Annotated in this window: 16 protein-coding genes and 1 tRNA gene; 6 read left to right on the top strand and 11 right to left on the bottom strand. The window is 70.7% G+C overall.

Going from position 1 to position 19,846, the window contains the following annotated elements:
- Window positions 1-154 precede the first annotated feature (154 nt).
- The 5 genes from VHA73_02440 to VHA73_02420 form a co-directional block, all read right to left on the bottom strand.
- On the bottom strand, window positions 155-925 hold the full coding sequence (locus VHA73_02440) for an enoyl-CoA hydratase (GenBank protein ID HVX16864.1): 771 nt from the start codon (window positions 923-925) through the stop codon (window positions 155-157).
- A 12-nt stretch (window positions 926-937) separates the two neighbouring features.
- On the bottom strand, window positions 938-1,774 hold the full coding sequence (locus VHA73_02435; protein ID HVX16863.1) for a class I SAM-dependent methyltransferase: 837 nt from the start codon (window positions 1,772-1,774) through the stop codon (window positions 938-940).
- Window positions 1,775-1,846: 72 nt separating this feature from the next.
- On the bottom strand, window positions 1,847-2,884 hold the full coding sequence (locus tag VHA73_02430; protein ID HVX16862.1) for an NAD-dependent epimerase/dehydratase family protein: 1,038 nt from the start codon (window positions 2,882-2,884) through the stop codon (window positions 1,847-1,849).
- A gap of 4 nt (window positions 2,885-2,888) precedes the next feature.
- Window positions 2,889-3,854: a lysophospholipid acyltransferase family protein gene (locus VHA73_02425; protein ID HVX16861.1), complete on the bottom strand. Its 966-nt coding sequence runs from the start codon at window positions 3,852-3,854 to the stop codon at window positions 2,889-2,891.
- A gap of 71 nt (window positions 3,855-3,925) precedes the next feature.
- Window positions 3,926-4,855: a PD-(D/E)XK nuclease family protein gene (locus VHA73_02420; GenBank protein ID HVX16860.1), complete on the bottom strand. Its 930-nt coding sequence runs from the start codon at window positions 4,853-4,855 to the stop codon at window positions 3,926-3,928.
- Window positions 4,856-4,893: 38 nt separating this feature from the next.
- On the opposite strand from VHA73_02420, the gene VHA73_02415 reads away from it, so the two are divergent.
- Both VHA73_02415 and VHA73_02410 read left to right on the top strand, forming a co-directional pair.
- Window positions 4,894-5,202: a hypothetical protein gene (locus tag VHA73_02415; protein HVX16859.1), complete on the top strand. Its 309-nt coding sequence runs from the start codon at window positions 4,894-4,896 to the stop codon at window positions 5,200-5,202.
- Window positions 5,203-5,234: 32 nt separating this feature from the next.
- Window positions 5,235-5,319 (top strand) — tRNA-Leu (locus tag VHA73_02410).
- A gap of 103 nt (window positions 5,320-5,422) precedes the next feature.
- On the opposite strand, the gene VHA73_02405 is transcribed toward VHA73_02410, so the two are convergent.
- Window positions 5,423-7,792 carry an RNA polymerase sigma factor gene (locus tag VHA73_02405; protein ID HVX16858.1) on the bottom strand — a complete coding sequence of 790 codons (2,370 nt, stop codon included), beginning with the start codon at window positions 7,790-7,792 and terminating at the stop codon, window positions 5,423-5,425.
- 97 nt (window positions 7,793-7,889) lie between these two features.
- Between VHA73_02405 and VHA73_02400 the strand changes: the two genes are divergently transcribed.
- On the top strand, window positions 7,890-9,209 hold the full coding sequence (locus VHA73_02400) for an MFS transporter (protein ID HVX16857.1): 1,320 nt from the start codon (window positions 7,890-7,892) through the stop codon (window positions 9,207-9,209).
- An 82-nt stretch (window positions 9,210-9,291) separates the two neighbouring features.
- Here the strand turns inward: VHA73_02400 and VHA73_02395 are convergent, their stop codons facing one another.
- From VHA73_02395 to VHA73_02385, 3 genes are all read right to left on the bottom strand, one after another.
- Complete coding sequence (locus VHA73_02395; protein HVX16856.1) at window positions 9,292-10,413, bottom strand: hypothetical protein; 1,122 nt, start codon at window positions 10,411-10,413, stop codon at window positions 9,292-9,294.
- A 158-nt stretch (window positions 10,414-10,571) separates the two neighbouring features.
- Complete coding sequence (locus VHA73_02390; protein ID HVX16855.1) at window positions 10,572-11,465, bottom strand: LLM class flavin-dependent oxidoreductase; 894 nt, start codon at window positions 11,463-11,465, stop codon at window positions 10,572-10,574.
- Between the two features lie 19 nt (window positions 11,466-11,484).
- Entirely contained in the window at window positions 11,485-12,399 is a 915-nt protein-coding gene (locus tag VHA73_02385) for an LLM class F420-dependent oxidoreductase (GenBank protein ID HVX16854.1), read from the bottom strand.
- A gap of 199 nt (window positions 12,400-12,598) precedes the next feature.
- On the opposite strand from VHA73_02385, the gene VHA73_02380 reads away from it, so the two are divergent.
- A complete protein-coding gene (locus VHA73_02380) occupies window positions 12,599-14,134 on the top strand; it encodes an AMP-binding protein (GenBank protein HVX16853.1) in 1,536 nt (511 codons plus the stop codon).
- Window positions 14,135-14,252: 118 nt separating this feature from the next.
- Here the strand turns inward: VHA73_02380 and VHA73_02375 are convergent, their stop codons facing one another.
- Entirely contained in the window at window positions 14,253-15,368 is a 1,116-nt protein-coding gene (locus VHA73_02375; protein ID HVX16852.1) for a serine hydrolase, read from the bottom strand.
- A gap of 93 nt (window positions 15,369-15,461) precedes the next feature.
- On the opposite strand from VHA73_02375, the gene VHA73_02370 reads away from it, so the two are divergent.
- Together VHA73_02370 and VHA73_02365 are read left to right on the top strand one after the other, a co-directional pair.
- Window positions 15,462-15,860, top strand: coding sequence for a hypothetical protein (locus VHA73_02370; protein ID HVX16851.1), 399 nt, complete (start codon window positions 15,462-15,464; stop codon window positions 15,858-15,860).
- 89 nt (window positions 15,861-15,949) lie between these two features.
- Complete coding sequence (locus VHA73_02365; GenBank protein ID HVX16850.1) at window positions 15,950-17,557, top strand: ABC-F family ATP-binding cassette domain-containing protein; 1,608 nt, start codon at window positions 15,950-15,952, stop codon at window positions 17,555-17,557.
- Between the two features lie 598 nt (window positions 17,558-18,155).
- On the opposite strand, the gene VHA73_02360 is transcribed toward VHA73_02365, so the two are convergent.
- Complete coding sequence (locus tag VHA73_02360; GenBank protein HVX16849.1) at window positions 18,156-19,790, bottom strand: fumarate hydratase; 1,635 nt, start codon at window positions 19,788-19,790, stop codon at window positions 18,156-18,158.
- Window positions 19,791-19,846: the final 56 nt, after the last annotated feature.

Genomic DNA, 19,846 nt, shown 5'->3' with positions numbered 1-19,846 from the left:
CAGTTACGACGACCACGGGAACACCACCACGCTCGCGGACCAGGCGTTCACCTACGACGCCGCCGGCAGAGTGGTCTCGACCGGCAGCGGCGCGGGTTCTTCGACGTATCGGATCGACCCGGTGGGTCGGGTGGCGCAGCGGCCGGACTGGTCGTTACTTCTTGGAGACCTTGGCCTTGAGGGCGGCGATGCGTTCGGCGAACTCGGGTTGTTGCGTGGACCACACCTGCGGTGCGAGCTCGCGCTCGACGGCTTCGGGGTGCGTGGCGATGGCGGGCACGTCGGCCAGCGTGGCCTTGGTGCGGGTGAGCACGCCGCGGGGCGCGCTGGCCGCCCGGCCGGCCATCTCGATGGCGGCGGGCAGGAGCTCGTCGTCGGGCAGGCAACGCCACACCAGCCCGACCCGCTCGGCGTCGGCGCCTGACAGCACCTCACCGAACAAGATGGCCGCGGCGGCGGTCTGCGGTCCGGCCTCGCGCCGGAACATCCACGTGTGGCCGCCGCCCGGGTGGATGCCGATCTGCAGGAACCTGGTGTCGAACTTGGCGCGCTCGGCGGCGAGGCGCACGTCGCACACCAGCGCCAAGTTCGTGCCGGCACCCACGGCCGCGCCGTTGACGGCGGCGATGGTGGGCAGCTTGCAGCGGCCCACCCGCAAGAAGCCCTCGTAGATGCCGAGCAGCCCCGCCCGGCCGGCTTCGGGATCCGCGTTCGTGCTGCCGAGGTCGCCGAGGTCGGCCCCGGCGCAGAACGCCGGCGGCGCACCGGTCACGACGACCGCGCCGAGGGACTCGTCGGCCTCGATCCGATCGAACGTGTCGACGATCTCGGTGACCATCGGTCTGGTCAGCGCGTTGCGACGGTCGGGGTCGTGCAGGGTCACCACGGCCACGTGGCCGTGGATCTCGGTCTCGACGAGTGCCATGCGGCGAGTCTGTCAGTCGTTGCGGCAGTGGGCGCGCACGAGCCATGCACCCGCCTGCAACGCCACCCCGTCGGATGTCTCGTGTGGCGCCAGGGCCTCCTGCACGGCTTCGCGGACGGCGGCCTTCTTGTCGGCGTCCAAGTCGCCGAGCAATTGCCGGAAGCCGACGTCGCCCAACACGAAGTCGGTGGCGCACGCCGCGTCGAGCCCGCCGCCGAGTAGCAGCTTGCGGTCGTCGGGCTCGACGGTGATGTCGGCCCAGCCGGCTTCGGTGAGCAGGAACGCCAGATGGTTGCGGCTCTCGAACGCGAACGGGCCGGGCGAGCCGGGTGCCGGCGGCTCGGGCGGCCCCACGATCCCGAGCGCGGCGCCCATCGGGACGGTGACCCACTCGTTGTCGAGCAGCCCCCGCCAACACACGAACGTGAACTGGCCGTCGGGCTCGGTGATCGAGTGCAGGTTCGCAAACGCGGCCGAAGGGTTGTCGAAGAACATCACCCCGAAGCGGGACACCACGGCCTCGGCGGGGACCAGCTCGTCGGTCTGCACATCGGCCACGAGGTAGTGGACGTTGGCGATTCCCTCCGAGGCCCGGCGAGCCTCGTCGACGAACGGCCGCGAGATGTCGACGCCTGTGGCGGTGCCGTGGGGGCAGTGCGACGCAGCCAACCTCGTCAGGGCGCCGGTGCCGCAGCCCACGTCGAGGATGCGGTCGGTCTCGTTGAACTCCGCGACGTCGACCACCAGGTCGGCGTACGGCGCGAGCTGGCGGTCGTACCGGTCACGTTGCTCCGTCCACGACCCCACCGCGTCGCTGTTCCACAGTTCCCGCATCGCCTCGTTCGCCATGGGCGGGCAGCCTATGTCGAGCGATCGTTTCGCGCGGGAGGGCCCGTTGTGGGCCCGGCGGCGCGGGTCGGGCTATTGGTCGCGCAACACGGCCGGCGAGTGCTGGAAGAACGTCTCGAGGTCCTGGTCGTAGTGGTACTCGGGCTCGATGTTGCCGACGGTGGACCGCAGCCGGCTGGCCTTCACGAATGCCTCGACCGCTCCCGCCGACGTGTAGCTGTACTCGAACCCGGCGGCCTTCAAGAGCCGGTTGTCGACCCCGCGGCCGTTGCGAAGCAGCGCCACGGTCTCGGGCGGCAGCTCGATGCCCACCCGGCGCAACATGGCGGCGAACTGCGTGGTACCGACGAACGGCAGGTAGCTCCGGCGCTTGCCGCACATCGCCACGACCTCGCTCCACGGGAGCAGCCCGTCGCCCGCCACGTTGAAGACCCCGGCCAAGCGGGTGTCGAACGCGAACCGGAGCGCTCGCACGACGTCGTCCTCGTGGAGGAACTGAAAGCGCGGATCGAAGCCGAACACCGCTGGCACCAGCGGGAGCTGCAGCGCCCGGATGAGCGGCGTGGACAGGTCGGGGCCGATCACGTTGGAGAACCGCAACAAGCTGACCGCCACGTGCGGGTTGTCGAGGGCGAAGTCGCGCACGTAGCCCTCGACCTCGAGCAAGCTGCGCTCGATGCGGGTGCGAACCGGTTCGACCCGTCGGGTGGACTCGCGGAACCAGTACGGATCGCGGGGTCCGGCGCCGTACACCAGCGACGACGACTTCACCACCACCTGCTCGACGGTGGACCCCTCGGCCGATGCGGCCGCGAACAAGTTCATGGTGCCGATGACGTTGATCTCGTGGAGCTGCGTGGAGGTCATCTGCGTGGAGTCGACCACCAGGAACGTGTGGACCACGGTGTCGACACCCGTGGCCCGGACGATGCGGCTCAGGATCGAGTAGTTCTCGTCGGTGCGGACGAACTCGGTGCGCTCGAGCTCGATGGTCGGCTCGGTCTTGTCGAGCCCGATGATCACGTCGACGTCAGGGTCGGCTTCGAGCGCTTGCGCGGTGCGGCCACCCCAGAACGTGCCGAGGCCGGTGATCAGGACGCGTCGCCCCACCAGCTCAGCCCTTCCACACCGACTGGCGCTCGCGCAGCATGTCGTGCAGCGCTTCTTGGATCTGCTGGCGGATGCCTTCGGCCGCTTCCATGATCAACGACCGGGAGTAGCGCGCCTTGTCGGGCTCGACCTCGAAATGCACCGGTTCGAGGACCCGGATCTTGATCTTGGCGGGGAAGTAGCCCACCAGGCCGAGCAGCGGGCCGAACGCCAACATGTTGGCGGTGATCGGCAAGTACGGCACCCCGAGCGCCTTCGCCACCGGCTTGACGTTGTAGAGGACCGGCATGGCTTCCTCGGCGCCCACCACCGCCAGCGGCACGATCGGCGCGCCGGCTCGCAGCGCGATCTCCACGAAACCCCCGCGGCCGAACCGGCGCAGCTTGTAGCGCTCGCCGTAGAGCTTGCTGGTGCCCTTGGTGCCCTCGGGGAAGACCAGCGCGAGCTGCTCCTGCTCGCGCAGCAGCCGGTACGCGTTGTCAGGGTGGGCGACCACGCCTCCAGCTCGCGACCACAGCGTGCCCACCACCGGGACCGTGCGGAAGAAGTAGTCGGCCAAGCCGTAGACCGGCCGTCCGAGCTCGGTCTCGATGCCATGCATGATCGCCGGCGCGTCGGCAGGGATCGCTCCCGCGTGGTTCGACACCAACAGCGCACCGCCTTCGGTGGGGATGCGGTCGAGACCTTCCCACTCGACGCGGAAGTAGCGCCGGTACATCGGGTCGTAGAGCTGGCGCACCAGCTCCCGCATGTGCTCGGAGCGACCCCATTCGTCGACGTCGCCGAGGCGGGGGTCGGGCAGCGGCTCGGGCTCGGTGTCGCTCTGGCCTCGCCGGACGGGGACCAGGTCACCGCGCCCCCGGGACCTCGAACCGTTGGCGAGCGCGGCCTCGATCGGCTCGTCGTCGCGGCTCAACTCGGCGACGGGAACGCTCTTCGGCTTGGGCACCGACCGCTTTCGTTCGGCCACGTGGCGGATGCTAACGCCGACCCGGCCAGCCGTCTGTTGCAGGTCGGTTGCGTTTCGGTCAACGGTCGGGTTCACCGGTCCTGGTCGCGCAGGAACTCCTGACCAGGCCCGCAGTCCTCCGCGAGGGGGCACCAGTGGCAGGCAGGAGACGGGCGGCGGACTGCTTCGGCCCCGCCGCGCAGCTCGGCCATGCGGACGATGCCGTCGACGGTGCGGGCCGTGGCCGACCACAGCAGGTCCTCGGTCACCGGTTCGGGCTGGAGGTGGCCGGCGTCGAGGTAGTACGTGACGAGCAGGCGGGGTGGGACGCCCACGCGCAGCGTGTCGACCAGCGCGTAGAACCGCAGGTCCTCCACGTGGACAGGCGAGAAGCGCCCGGTCTTCAAGTCGATCACCACTTTGCCCGCCCGGCCCGCCTTGGCCTGGCCGAGCGTGAGGTCGACGACCCCGCGGAGCCGGATCCGGCCATCGCCGAGGTCCAAGGACAAGGAGGTCTCGGTCACGGGGTGCCAACGGGAGCTGAGCGGCGGCCAGGTCTCGAGGAACTTGCTCACGATCTCGCCCGCCGCGCTGCGCAGCTCGGCCTGCTCGCGGGGGCCGGCCGTGTCGATGAATTCCGACGACCAGTGGTCGTTGACGCGCAACGACTCCATGGCGGCGTCGACGAGGTCGAGCGGGTAGCGGGGCCGGTCGGGCGGCCAGTGCACCGACAGCTCGAGCGCCTTGTGGACCAGCGTGCCGCGCACGATCGGCACCGAGGGCTCGAACTCGCCGGACTCGGCCTGCCAGCGGGCCTCGCAGCCGTGCACCCCGGCCAGCGCGTGCTTGGCCACGTTCAACGACCGTGCGGTGTCGAGACCGGCGGCCACTTCGGCGACGCCGTGCTCGAGCTCGGCCCGCAGCTCATGGCGAAGGTCAGGGCGAAACGCCGGGCGCTCGTCGAGGGCGGCCCCGAGCCGGTCCAAGATGTCGTGCTGCGCCGGGTTCAGCTCGTCGTCCACCCGCCGATTGTCACAGGTCGCCGTCAAGATGGTGGGTGATGGAAGCGACTTCACTCCGATTTGCCGAGATCGCCCGGACGCTCGGCGAAACGGCCCGGGCCAGGGGCCTGCGCACGCCCACGTTCCGCAGCCCGCCGCGGGTGGCTGGAGCCTCGCGCACGGTGCGGCGGACGGCCGGCGGCGCGGTCATCGTGGCCGTCGAGCTGCGCGACCGCCCCTTCGTGGCGGTGGTGGCCGACATGGTCGAGGGCGTCGTCGTGGCCAACGGCCTGGGCGGGGTCGACGCCACCCGGGTTCGCACCGCGTTGTGGGAGGCGGTCAGCCAGCTGCGCGACCTCGCCGCCTGATCCGGCCCGTCGCCCTACGCTGGCGAGGCCCGGCCCGGGTGGCGGAATGGCATACGCAGCGGGCTTAAACCCCGCGGGTCCTCACGGGCCATGTGGGTTCGACTCCCACCCCGGGCACATCGCCGGCGCGCTGCCTGCCGACGAGCTGCGGCCGCGTTGCGCCGATCTGCCTCTGGTCACGACCGCCGGTGGCCCGACCTGCGGGCGACCCGGCGGCACCTCACTGCAGCGACGACGCGACTTTGGTGAGCTGGCTCAGCGACACGGTCCCGGTCACGGTGTAGACGAGGTCGCGGTCGCGTGCCCACAGATGCGGCACCGGCCGGTCGCTCCCCCGGGCGCCGGCCTCGAGCAACCGCCCGGCGGTCACGTCCACCGAGTGGGTGGCGCCGTCGCCGGTGGTGGCGAGCGGGTCGAGCCAGAACTTGCCGGCGGCCGAGGTCGTGCGCCGGGTGGTCACCACGATCGTGTCGCCGCCGTGGCGGTAGACGAGCACCACGACCGCGCTGTTGGGTGGGTTGCGGCCGCCCGCGGTGCTCGTCGAGCCGGCAGGCGACTCTGGTTGCACGGCCACCGACGACAGTGTGAACCCGCCGGGCAGGTACGACGGTTTGGCCGGGTCGTAGCCGACCGCGCTCGTCACCCCGTTGAGCGGCACCACCTCGTAGCCCCGTGAGGTCGTCGTGGCCCCGTCTGGCGCGGCGACGGTGAACTGGCCCGAGCCGGCGCTGTTGCCGACCGCCAGGTCCGCGAAGCGGAGGTGCATCACCGACCCCTGGTCGCGCGTGAGCTGGACGTCGGTCGGCAGCTCGAGCGACTGGTCGATGAGCACGCGCACGTGGTCGGCTGCCGCCGTTCGGCTGAACGCGCCGATGCCGGCGAACAAGTCGGCGCCGCTCGCGCGGCCACCGCTCAACGGCAGATCGCTGTCGATCACGTACTGCGGCGCGCCGTTGTTGCCGAGCGTGGTGAGTTGGGTGTTCGAGCCCTGCGCCAGCAGCTGGATCACGCCCACCAACGGGTCGCCGAGCTGCGAGCCGGTCGTGGCCGAGGGGTCGGGCGGTCCGGGGGCCACACCGGTCTCGACCCGCCGGGTGATCGGGGCGCCGTTGGCTGCGAAGGTGGCTTGGGTGAACGTGCCGGTGGCGTTGTCGTAGGCCTCGGTCCACCCGCCGCCGTCCTTGGCGATCTTGTACGAACCGTCGGGGCTGCGGACGAACTCGTACGTGCCGGGCGCCACCGGCGACCCGCCGCTGTCCACCGTCACGGCGCCGGAGATCACCTGGTCGGTCGACATGGCGTCGTTCACCCTGGCGATGATCTTGCCTGCGGTGGTGCCGAGTTGGGCGTCGCGGTGGCTCACCCGGTTGGAGATCGCGAAACCGGCGAAGATCAAGCCGACGGCTGCACCGACGCCAACCGCGACCACCACGAGCTGGCGCAGCCAACCCCACGACCGGCCGCGTCCGTGGCGCGCCTGTCGGGCCAGGGTTCCGATCGTCCGGTCGTCGGCCTTGGTGGCGACTTTCACCGTCGCTTTGCCGGCGCCCGGTGTCGTGCCGTCGTCGGGACCTCGCTTGGTGCGCACGCCGCCGACGGTCCGCGGTTCGGGACCGCTGGCGGCCGGGCGGTACTTGGCGTCGAGCAGCTTGGCGCCGACGGACGGCCAGAACTCGGCCCCGTGGTCCTCGACCGGCTGGAGGTCGAACCAGGCGTCGAGGTCGTCGGGGTCGGGCATGGGCGGGGGAGTCCACACCTTGGATGCACCAGAGTCCGCCAGTTCGTTCAACGTGCGTCGGACGCTCCCGCGGGCGCGGCCCAGCCGAGTCGCCATCGTGGGTTGCTCGACTTCGACCGTCGCTGCCGCCTCGGCCACCGTCAGTTCGGCGACGTCGACCAGGGTCAGTGCGATGCGGTCCTCGAGCAGCAGTTCGTCGAACGCGCGGTGCAGGCGTGACAGGGCGCTGTCCCGTTCGGGCGTTGCGCCGAGCTCGGGCGCTCGGGTGCTGGCGGCGCTGCTGGGTGCTGGCGACCTGGGGTCGGCAGCCGGTTCGTCGTCCACCGCGCGGCCCGGGCTGGCGGTGTCGCCGGCAAGGATCCGCACCCCGCTGGCCGGGTCGGGCTGGGGCACCTCGTCGGCGCGCGACGCGGCGGGCGGCGGCGTCTCGGCGGGCGACCGGACCGCGCCGGCTCGGCGCGGGCGGGGCCGGTGGCGTTTGCGGAGCAGGTCGAGCGCCACCGACACGACTGGCCGCGTGAGCCAAAGGCGGGGCGCGAGGTCGCCCTTGTAGCGGGGCAGTGCGCGGTAGGCACGCACGTAGGCGTCGTGCAACACGGTGTCGACCGACTCGGTGCCGACGAGGAACGTGGCGACGGTTCGCAGGGCGGGATCGTGGGTGCGGATCAGGCGAGCGAACGACCGGTTGTCGCCTCGTTGCGCCTTGAGCAGGGCTTGGCGCTCGACGTGGTCGGGGTCGGGGACGGGATCGGGCACGGCGTGCGGGCGGCCGGGAAGCTCGGCGCGTCCCGTCGAGCGCCCGATCGTGGACCGGCGAGCAGGTGCGGTCGACGTCTCGTCCGGTTCGTCCACCCCTCGTTGGTAGTCAAGGCCGGCGCCCGACGCAACCGCGGTTTTCGATTCCGGCGCCCTTCTCGGGGCTTCGGGGCGCGCCGGTACGCTTTGGCCGGTGGCCGGGCCCGTGGCGAGCGACAGCGACTCGGTCGCCGGAACCGGCTCGCTGCCGCGGTTGCGCGGGGCGTTCGCCATGCTCGGCCGAGAGCACTGGTTTCTGCTGGGCGTGCTCGGCACCACCAACTTCTTCGACGGCTACGACCGAGGCATCATCGCCGTTGCGCTGAAGCAGATCCGGGGGTCGTTCCACCTCAGCCAGAGCAGCGCGTCGCTGTACGTCGGCGCGCTGTACCTCGGCGCGCTGCCCGCCGTGGCACTCACCCGTTCGGCGGATCGCACGGGTCGGCGACGGCTCCTGATCGTGGCGTTGATCGGTTACACGGTTGCGACGGGGTTGAGCGCCGCGGCTCCCAGCGCACCGCTGTTCGGCGTGTGCCAGTTCGTGGCCAGGTTCTTCATCACCGCAGAAGCGGCCATTGTCTGGACCATGGCGGCCGAGGAGCTGCCGGCGAGCGCCAGAGGCGTCGGGTTCGGGTTCTTGGCCATGACCTCTGCGCTCGGCGTGGGTTTCGGCGCGCTGCTGTTCGGTGGCGTGATCAGCCCGCTCGGGTGGAGTTGGCGGCTGCTGTACGTGGCCGGCATCCCGCCGCTGTTCGCGGTCGGCTGGCTGCGACGTCGGCTTCCCGAGAGCCAACGGTTCCTCCGCGCCCGCGACGAAGGCACGTTGTCGACGTCGTGGCGGGACATCTTCCACGCCCAGTACCGGCGTTGGTTGGTGCTGGTCCTCGCCACCGCCTTCTTGGCGGAGTTGGTGGTGCAGGCGAGCGTCTTCTCCCTCGATTTCCTGCAACAGCAACGGCACATCTCGGCCAGCACCGCCAGCTTCATGCTCGTGGGCGCCGGCATCCCGGCCATCCCGCTGATGGTCGCCGCCGGGGCATGGAGCGACCACTACGGGCGACGCGCGGTCGGGTGCCTGTTCGCGCTGGTGTCCGTGGTGGGCGCGCTCGGGTTCTTCTGGCTGCCGGTCGCGCCGGTGGCACTGCTGCCGTTCATGAGCTTGGCGCTGGTCGGCCAAGCCGGCTTCAACCCGACCTTCAGCGCCTACACCGCGGAGCTGTTCCCGACCGGCGTCCGCAGCCAGGCGACGGCATGGGCCAACGTGGTCCGTGTCGCGGGCGACGCGGCCAGCTTCGGGGTCGCCGCGTTGTTGCTGTGGCTCACGAACGAGCGCTTCCCGCTGACCGTCACCGTGCTGGGCCTGGGGCCGCTCGCCGCGGTCGCGTTGTTCTGGTTCAAGTTCCCCGACACGCACGGTCGAGAGCTCGAGGACATCGAGCTACCCGAGTCGGGCGGTCGACGCGCCGGCGCCTGAGCCGGCCGCGGCTTGCTTCGTCCTGGGCACCTGACCGCGTCCCGGGGGCAATGCTGCGGCGCCCGGAACGGCGCGCGTCGGCTCAGTTGGCGGCGGCGGAGTGCCAGGCGCCGTCGGCGCCACGGGCCGTGTCGCCCAACGTGTCGAACTCTGCGAGCAGGTCGGCAGCGTTGCGCCGGCCTTCGAGCGCGTGCTGGACCTCGCGGTACACCGCGTCGAGCTGGGCTTCGCGCCGCTCGCCGAGCGATGAGGCGAGGTGCTGGTCCCACACCGGCCCCACGATCTCGGCGCCGGGCACCCGGCGGCCCTTGTCACTGATGAAGGTGCGGTCGCGCAGCTCGGTGAGCGAGGTCTTCAGGTAGCCGACGTGTGGGGTCTCGTCGGTGCGGATGTACGACACGATCCGTGCGGCTTCGCCGTCGCCGGCGACGCGCTCGGGGTCGTCGAGCAGCGCTTCGGCCCACGCGAACGCGTGGAACGCCGAGATCTCGATGAACAGCAAGCTGATCATGCGGTTCAAGAGCTGTTCGAGGTCGAAGTCGACGTCGTCGGGCAGGGTCCGGTTGGCGAGCGCCTCGGCCCGCATCCGCTCGGGGTCGATCTTGCCGCCGCTTCCCGGCGGGGCGATGCCCATCCGCTCCAGCATCAGCGCCGTCTGGTCGCCGCTCACGGGGTGCTCGAACGCGATGTCGCGGGCGCTGAACCACATCTGCTTGTGGCCCGCCTGAGCGTTGCCCGCGTCATCCTCGTGGCCTGCTTCGTCTCGGGCGTGGGCTTCGTACAGCGCGGGGAGGTGGGCTGTGGCGGTGTGGCGCAGGTCCTCGTCGACGATGCGCTCCCAGTTCGGGATCGGCGTGGTGCGGATCAGGCCGCCGAAGCCTTCGACCGTGCCGATGCGCGTCAGGATCGCGACGATCGGCTCCCGCACGCCGTGGTCGAGGAGGAAGCGAGCCTGGGGGAGGTTCGGGTAGTGGCCCGGCCACGTCTCGAGCGGCGGGTCGAGCAAGTCGGTCCCGAACGTGTCGCGGTGGTGCGCCTGCCAGTTCGCGATGGCGTCGACTCGATGGGCGGTGCGCGGCGAGACGTACGCGCCCTCCGCGGTGAACCCGCCGTGGCAGCGGATCCCGTCTGCGATCAGCGGCTCCGCGAAGGCGTGGTCGGCGAGGATGTCTTCGGTCGTGTAGTCGAGTTGCATGCTGCTCATCTCTGGCTCCCCCTGCTGCTTGACCCGGGGGTCAAGTTAGGCGCGTCGCCCCCCTGCGGTGAAGTCCCCCACCGCTTCTGGGCTGCTTTCTACGCGTCCCAGCGCGTAAAAAGCAGCCCAGAACGGGGTTTGGGGGTCCCGCGCGGGGGTGGCGGGGGTCAGGTCTGCAGGTCGAAGACCGCGTCGGTGAGGTCGCGCAGGGCCGGCTCCCACTCGGGTGGCTCGTCGGCGGGTACGAGCACGAACTTCGACGCACCGGCCGCGATGAACTTCTCGAGTTGGGCGCGTAAGCCGTCGAGGCCGATCGGCACGATGTCGCCAGGTTCGAGCTCGGGGCGGCGCTGGGCGATCAACGCCGCCACGCCCTCGGGCACTTCGCTGTTCGCGAACACGACCAGCGCGCCGAGGTGCTCGGGGTCGATCGTGCGGTCGTGCTCTGCGGCGGTCTCGGTGATGACCTCCCAGCCCTCGGCGACGTCGGCGGGCGTGCAGAACGACGGGAGCCAGCCGTCGCCGAGGCGGCCGGTGCGGCGCAGCTCGGAGCGCGCCTGCCCGCCGAACCACACGTCCATCGTCCCGATCGGACGAGGCCCGATCTGGACGCCGTCGAGGCGAAAGCGTGGCCCTTCATGGGTGACCGGCTCGCCGGTCCACAGCTCACGCAGCAGCGGAAGCGCCTCCTCGAGCCATGCGGCACGCTCGCCGCGCTCGACGCCGAACGCGGCCTGTTCGGCCGGCCGGACGGCGCCCAGCCCCACTGCAGGGAGGAGCCGGCCACCCGACAGCACGTCGAGGCTCGCCAGCTCCTTGGCCAGCACGACCGGGTTGCGGCCCGGCACCACCAGCACCGAAGTGCCGAGCTTGAGGCGCGTGGTGCGCCCTGCGGCGACCGCCAACCCGATCAGCGGATCCGGCGCGTCGCCGGTGAGCCGCTCGGAGAGCCAAAGGGAGTCGAACCGCAGCGCTTCGAGCCCGTCGACCAGCTCGCCGAAGCGCCCGGCGGCCCCGACCGACGCAGCTGCGCCCAACCCGAATCCGATGCGGACCTTCACCGCGCGCCACGCCGCCGTGTCATGCGCCGGCCAGCAACGTCCGCAACGCGGCCCGGGTTCGGGCGGCTTCCTCGCCCACCGCGAACGACACGGCCGCCAGCTCGGTGCACCCGGCGGCGTCAACTTCGGCGAGCCGTTCGAGCACCTGGTCTTCCGGGCCGACGATGGCGAGGTCGGCGGGACCGTCGAGCCCCTCGCGATCGAGCATCGCCCGGTACGACGGTAGGTGCCCGTACACGGCGAACACTTCCGCCGCCCGCTCTCGCGCGCCCGCCACGTCGTCGGTGACGCAGACGGGAAGGCCGGCCACGATCCGCGGGGCCGGCCGACCGGCCGCTTCGGCGGCAGCCGTGATGGTGGGGACGATGTGCCCGGCGAGCGTCTTCGGTCCGGTCATCCATGTGACGGTGCCATCGGCGACGGTGCCGGCGAGCTCCAGCATCTTGGGGCCGAGCGCCGCCACCACGACCTGGAACGGGGTCGCACTCGGGACGATCAGGGCGGCGTGGGCGGACACGGAAGTGCCGGTGACGTCGGCCATGTGCCCCTGTGCGAGCGGCATCAACGCGGCGAGGTACTCGCGCATGTGTCGCAGCGGGTGGTCGAAGGAGTAACCGAGCATGTTCTCGATCACGATCTGGTGCGACAAGCCGATCCCGAGCGTGAGGCGCCCTCCGCTGATGGCGTTCACCGTGAGCGCCTGTTGGGCCAGTGCGACCGGGTGACGTGGGTACGTGGGCACCACGGCGGTGCCCAGGCCGATGTCGGGCACCTCTCGGGCCACGACGCCCAGCGACACCAACGCGTCGGCGTTGAAGATGTTGGGAAGCCAGAACGAGGCGAACCCTTCGTCGGCGGCCTGACGGGCGGCGGCGACGACCCCGTCGGTGTCGCTCGACTCGAGCACGTCTCCCGCGAAGATCCCGATGCGCATCGTCTCGTCTCCCCCTGAGGCTGCCATTCGTGGCCAAAAGGCCGGCCCGGCGGACGGTAGCGGCACGACGGCGACGGTGCGCGCGGCACCGGGGCTACCGTGACCTCAGTCACCGTCTGCATCCAGCCGTCGGTGGCAAGCCGTCTGGACCGATCGGTCCGGGCCGACGTCCGGGCCGAACCGGGGGAAGGGAACTGCCATGAAGGTCGCACTCTCGGTTCGTGACTTCCTCGACCGTGCGATGACCGTGTACCCGCACCGGGTGGGCGTGGTCGACGAGCCGGACCAGCCGGCCAAGTCGTGGGGGTCGCTCACGTATCAGGAGATGGGCAGGCGGGCACGGGCGCAGGCCGCCGCGCTCGACCGTCTCGGGGTGCCGCAGGGCGAGCGGGTGGCGATCGTGTCGCACAACTCCGCCCGGCTCCTCACGTCGTTCTGGGGCGTGTCCGGCTGGGGCCGGATCCTGGTACCGATCAACTTCCGGCTGGTGGCCGAGGAAGTCAGCTACATCGTCGAGCACGCGGGCGCGTCGATCCTGCTGGTCGACCCCGAGCTGGCCGACTCCCTCGCTGCGGTGGACTGCAAGCAGAAGTTCGTGCTGGGTGCCGAGGCCGACGGCGAGCTGTACGACTACGACACTGAACCGCGCCCATGGGAGCCCGACGAGGACGCGACGGCGACCATCAACTACACGAGCGGTACGACCGCCCGCCCCAAGGGCGTGCAGCTCACCCACCGCAACTGCTGGATCAACGCCACCACGTTCGGCTGGCACGCCACGGTGACCGACCGCGACGTGTACCTGCACACCTTGCCGATGTTCCACTGCAACGGCTGGGGGATGCTGTACGCCACCGCCGGCATGGGCGCCACGCAGGTCGTGATCCGCAAGATCGACGGCGCCGAGATCCTGCGACGCGTCGACGCGCACGGGGTCACTCTGCTGTGCGCCGCGCCGGCCGTGGTCGCCGCCGTGCTCGACGCGGCGAGCGCCTGGGACGGCCCGATCCCCGGGCACGGACGAACCCGCATCGTCGTGGCGGGGGCGCCGCCGCCCAGCCGCACGATCGCACGGGTCGAGTCGGAGCTCGGCTGGGAGTTCATCCAGATCTACGGGCTCACCGAGACGGCGCCGCTGCTCACCATGAACCGCTCGCGGGCGGAGTGGGACGAGCTGCCGGTCGAGGGACGGGCGCGCAAGCTCATGCGTGCCGGGGCGCCCGCGATCGGGTGCCAGATGTCGGTCGACGACAAGGGCGAGGTGCTGGCACGCTCGAACGTCGTCATGGAGGGCTACTGGCAGCAGCCCGACCAGACCGACCTCGCCATCCGCGACGGTTGGTTCCACACCGGCGACGGCGGGCTGGTCGACGAGGACGGCTACGTGCACATCCTCGACCGTCGCAAGGACGTGATCATCTCGGGCGGCGAGAACGTGTCGTCGATCGAGGTCGAGGACGCGGTCTTCTCCCACGACGCAGTGGCCGAGGTGGCCGTGATCGGGGTTCCCGACGACAAGTGGGGCGAGCTCGTGACCGCGCTGGTCGTCGTCGCCCCCGGCGCCACCCTCGAAGAGGTCGAGCTCATCGAGTTCACCAAGACGAAGCTCGCCGGTTACAAGTGCCCCAAGAAGGTCGTCTTCCGGGACGAGCTGCCCCGCACCGCCACCGGCAAGCTCCAGAAGTTCAAGCTCCGCAAGGAGTTCTGGGGCGAGCGCGACCGCCAGGTCAACTGACCCCGCGACCTGAGCTCAGGCCCTCGCGCGACGAGACCGGCCGACTGTTTGGCCCGTTCCTTTCGGATTCCGACACCAACGAGCCAAACATCCGGAGGACGAGCGGCCCGCGAGGAGGTCAGGCGAAGCAGGCGACGAGCTGGTCGATCCACTTCTCGACGGGGTGGGGCGGCGCGGGTTGGCCGGGTGGCGGGTCCGGGGGCGCAGGGGTCTTGCCGAGGCGTACGACCACCAGGTCGAGCGCGGGTACCAGCACGATCCGTTGGCCTTCGTAGCCGTCGCACGCGAAGGTGCCGAGGCCGTCGGGCTGGACCCACCAGTGAGCCGAGTGCCGGCGCTCGGGGTCGGTCTCGGTGGGCTCGCGGGCGGTGTCGACCCAGCCCTCGGGCAAGACGCGCCGGCCGTCCCAGACCCCGTCGCGCAGGTACAGCAGGCCGAATCGGGCGAAGTCGCGGGCCGTGGCGTAGACGTACGAGGAGGCCACGAACGTGCCGGCAGGGTCGAACTTCGGGATGGCCGACGTCATGCCGATCGGCTCGAACAGCGCGCTGCGCAGATGGGCGGCCATGCCGTCGGCGTCGCCTTCGAGGCCGAGGACCCGCTGGAGGCAGCGGGCGAGGATGTTGCTCGTGCCGCTCGAGTAGTTGTAGCGGTGGCCGGGACGGGCGACGAGTGGCTTGTCGGCGGCGTACGCGGCCATGTCGTCGGCGCCCGACCCGAACAGCATCTGGATCACGTCGGAAACGCCTTCGTCGACGTAGTCCTCCGCCCATTCGAGCGCCGGCGACATCGTGAGCAGGTGCCGCCAGGTGATCGCGCCGCGCGGGTCGCCTGCACTGGACCACTCCGGTACCGGGGCGGGCTCGTCGAGGTCGATCGCTCCCCGGCCCACCTGCTGGCCGATCACTGCGTGCAGCATCGACTTCGCCATCGACCACGAGATCATGGTGGTGTCGGGTCCGGGGACCAGCGGCCCGGTCTCGGACAGGGCGTCGAGCTCGGAGTGGAACGGCTCGCCGTAGCGCTCGGCCACGAGCGTGCCGTGCTGGATCACGACCACTGCCTGGGTGAGCCCGAGCTCGGCAGGCGCGTCGCTGCCGAACGCCGTGTCGAGCAAGTCGGCGAACCGGCCGGAGTCGACAGGATCGGTCATCGGACCGGCCGGCCACTCCCCGGTCGGAAGCGGTGTGGCGTCGGGTTGTGGGGGCAGCGGGAGCAGTGAGGGGTCGTGCATCGCTGCTGACCGTAGGCGAGGCGCCCCTCACCCCGCGTGACCGGTCCGCGATGAGTCGCGGAGCGGTGGTCGGCGCCACCTAGCATGGTCTGGATGTCTGCTCCCGGAACGCCCCGTGCTGGTGCGCGCCGTGCCGCTGCCGTGGTCGCGGTGGCGGTCCTCGGTGTGCTCGGCGCTGGGATCGGCGGGCTGGTCGCGGGCGTGGGCAAGTCGTCGAACCACGCCCAGGAGCCGACCACCACCGTCGCCAGCTCCTCGAGCGTGTCGAGCCCGGGGTCGTCATCGGCCACCTCGTCGCCGGCCACTTCGTCGCCGGCCACCTCGGCAACGACGAGCGAGTCGACCACCTCACAGGCGCCGACGACTGAAGCGCCGACGACCGAAGCGCCGACCACCGCCGCCGGCAACACCGGCGCAGGCGGCGCCACTCCCGGATCCACCACGGAACCGGAGCCCGGCGCGCCGGGCACCGGCCTCGCAACCACCCCCTGAGCCGCGTCCGACCGCACGTGCGTCGCCGCGCGGGCGCGCGTCGCAACGTGCTGGTGTCCTGCCCCGCCCTCCGACCAAGCTGATCCCTCGTGCTGCAAGCCCGCAACGTCCGCACCGAAGCTGGTGGCGTCGTCCTGCTCGACGACTTCACGTGCACGGTCATGGCCGGCGACAAGGTGGGCCTGGTGGGCCGCAACGGCGCCGGCAAGACCACGCTGCTGCGGATCCTTGCCGGGGAAGAGCAACCCGCCGCCGGGGTGATCACCGTGAAGGGCGGCCTGGGCTACCTCCCGCAGGACCCGAGGCTCGACGGCGCACCGCCCGACACGAGCGCGCTCCAGCATGTCCTTTCGGGGCGGGGGTTCGATGAAGCGGCCGACCGGCTCGAGAAGTTGCGCTTGCGCATCGAGGAAGACCCGTCGCCCCGCAACATCGAGCGGTTCAGCCGGGCCGAGGAGCGGTTCCGCGTGGAGGGCGGCTACGCAGCCGAGAGTGACGTGCGACGCCTGGCCAGTGGTCTCGGCATCCCCGACGCGCGGCTCGACCTGACCCTCGGGGTGCTGTCCGGTGGCGAGCGTCGGCGGGTCGAGCTCGCGCGCATCTTGTACGCGGGCAGCGACGTGCTGCTGCTCGACGAGCCCACCAACCACCTCGACTCGGACGCCAAGGCTTGGATGCTGGGCTTCCTCCGCTCGTACCGGGGCGCGCTGGTGGTGATCAGCCACGACCTCGACCTGCTCGACGACGCCATCACCCGCGTGATCCACCTCGACCGGTCGGGCCACGACGACACCGGTACGTTCCATGAGTACCGGGGGACGTACAGCCAGTACCTCGAAGGTCGCCGCCGCGACGAGGAGCGGCGGGCGAAGCTCGCGGCCTCGCAGGCGCGTGAGATCGGGCGGTTGCAGACCATCGTCGATCGTTTCGGCGCCAAGGCCACCAAGGCGGCGATGGCCCACAGCATCGAGAAGCGGATCGACCGGCTCGAGTCCGACCGCATCGACGCACCGACCCGTCAGCGCATCTTGAACTTGCGCCTGCCCGATCCGCCGAAGGCCGGCCGCACCGTGCTCGAAGTCGAGGGGCTGGCCAAGTCGTTCGGCACGCTGCAGGTCTTCGACGGCGTGACCTTCGGCCTCGGGCGAGGCGAGCGGATCTTGATCATGGGGCTCAACGGCGCCGGCAAGACCACGCTGCTGCGGATCCTCGCAGGCGTGTCCGTCGCCGATCGCGGCGAGGTCGACCTCGGTTACCACGTGTCCGCCGGTTACTACGCGCAAGAGCACGAGGGTCTGGTGGCTGATCGCTCGGTGCTGGAGAACATGGCCGAGCAGTCACCTGATCTCGGCGACGAGCAGCGCCGCAGCCTGCTCGGCATGTTCGGCCTCAACGGCTCGAAGGTGTTCCAGCCCGCCGGCACGTTGTCAGGTGGGGAGAAGACCAAGCTGGCCCTCGCGCAGCTCGTGGCGGGCCGCCACAACCTGTTGCTGCTCGACGAGCCGACCAACAACCTCGATCCCCAGGCGCGCCAAGCCCTCACCGACGCGCTCGACGGCTGGCCCGGCTCGGTCGTGGTGGTGAGCCACGACGCGGAGTTCGTCCGCGCGCTTCGACCCGACCGGGTCCTCGAGATGCCCGACGGCACGTTCGCGAACTGGACCGACGACTTCCTCGAGCTGGTCACCTTGGCCTGATCGAGCCGCCCCATCTGCGCGGTGACCCTGTGACCAACCGGTGGAGAACTGCGCCCGAGTTGGGGAGAACCAAGAAACCTCGGGGATAACCCTGGGGATAGCAAAATACTTGTTGACGGGCGTCACGCCGTGGTGTTCAGTCTCCGTACTGCACCGATTCGAGAACGGTGAGCAACCCGGAACGGACCGGAGGCCTCGGCCGAAGGAACACCCGGGAGGCAAGTCGGGATTCAGCGGTGTGGGAGGACGAGTGACCGCCTCCCAACGTGGTCCGGGGGAAACTCCGAACGGCGATGGGTCTCCGTGGTCGGACGTGCTTCGGCACCGAAGGCCACAAAGCGTCATCGCCCGCCAGAGCCTTGGCTCCGACGGGCGATGTGAGTGATCGGAAAGAGGTTAACGCCTCCAGAAGATCGCAAGGTGGATGCTCGGCCGAACTGGTGGCCCCGGGCCGCTGTCTGGCTTCGGTCAGCTCAGCGCCCGGGGCCACAACCTTTTTCGCCCCGTTCGGCCAGGGGTCGGCGCCGGGCCTGGGGTCGGCGCCGGGCCTGGGGGCAGCGCCGGCTGACCGCGCGAGCGGGTCGTGGAGACGCCCCGCTCAGCGCTTCAGCGCGACGGGCCGGGAGACCTCGGCGAAGAAGTCGTTGCCCTTGTCGTCGACCACCACGAACGCGGGGAACTCGTCGACCTCGATGCGCCACACGGCTTCCATTCCGAGCTCGGGGTACTCGAGGACCTCAACCTTGCGGATGCAGTCCTTGGCCAGCCGCGCGGCCGGACCACCGATCGAGCCGAGGTAGAAGCCGCCATGGCGCTTGCACGCGTCGGTCACCTGCTTGGAGCGGTTGCCTTTCGCCACCATCACCATCGAGGCGCCCGCGGCTTGGAACGCGTCGACGTACGCGTCCATTCGCCCCGCGGTGGTGGGACCGAAAGACCCCGATGCGTACCCCTCGGGAGTCTTGGCGGGGCCGGCGTAGTACACGGGGTGGTCCCGCAAGTACCCGGGCAGGCCATCGCCCGCGTCGAGGCGCTCCTGCAACTTGGCATGGGCGATGTCGCGGGCCACCACCATCGGACCGCTCAGCGACAGGCGGGTCTTCACCGGGTAACGCGTCAGCTCGGCCCGGATCTCGTCCATGGGGCGGTTGAGGTCGACGTGGACGACGTCGTCGGACAGGGCCGACTCGTCGACGTCGGGCAAGAAGCGAGCCGGGTCGGTCTCGAGCTGCTCGAGGAACACCCCGTCGGCGGTGATCTTGCCGAGGGCCTGGCGATCGGCCGAACAGCTCACCGCGATGGCGACCGGGCACGATGCCCCGTGGCGCGGGAGCCGGATCACGCGCACGTCGTGGCAGAAGTACTTGCCGCCGAACTGCGCGCCGATCCCGAACGCCTGGGTGAGGGCCAGCACCTCGGCCTCGTATTCGAGGTCGCGAAAGCCGTGGCCGGCCTCGCTGCCGTGGGTGGGCAGCGAGTCGAGGTAGCGGGTCGACGCGAGCTTCGCCGTCTCGAGCGCGAACTCGGCCGACGTCCCGCCGATCACCACAGCGAGGTGGTAGGGCGGGCAGGCCGACGTGCCGAGCAGGCGCAGCTTGTCGTCGAGGAACGCCGCCAGGTTGGCCGGGTTCAGCAGCGCCTTGGTCTCCTGGAACAGGTAGCTCTTGTTGGCCGACCCGCCGCCTTTGGCCATGAACAGGAACTTGTACGCGTCGCCGTCGATGGCGGCCAGCTTGATCTCGGCCGGCAAGTTGGTCTTGGTGTTGACCTCGTCCCACATCGTGAGCGGGGCCATCTGCGAGTAGCGGAGGTTGAAGCGCTGGTAGGCGTCGTAGATGCCACGGGCGATGGCGGCCTCGTCGTGGCCGTCGGTGAGCACCTGTTGCCCCCGTTTGCCCTTCACGATGGCGGTGCCGGTGTCTTGGCACATCGGCAGCACGCCGCCGGCCGCGATGGCGGCGTTCTGGAGCAGGTCGAGGGCCACGAACCGGTCGTTGGGCGAGGCGTCGGGGTCGTCGAGGATCTTGGCGAGCTGGGCCAGGTGGCCGGGGCGCAAGAAGTGGGCGATGTCGTGCATGGCCTCCGTCGTGAGGCGGGTGATCGCCTCGGGAGCCACGTGGAGGAACGTGCGACCGGCAGCTTCGAGGGTCTCGACGCCCTCGGCGGTGACCAGTCGGTACTCGGTCTCGTCGGGCCCGAGCGGGAGGACGTCGGTGTGGGAGAACTCGCTCATCGCCGGTCGACGGTAACGGCCACGTGCGCTGCGTGACCAAGCGGCAGCCGGCAGCC

The organism is Acidimicrobiales bacterium (assembly GCA_035547835.1).
Classification (GTDB): Bacteria; Actinomycetota; Acidimicrobiia; order Acidimicrobiales; family Iamiaceae; genus DASZTW01.
The sequence above is the reverse complement of the archived record's forward strand: the minus strand, read 5'-3'. Positions and strand labels throughout refer to the sequence as shown.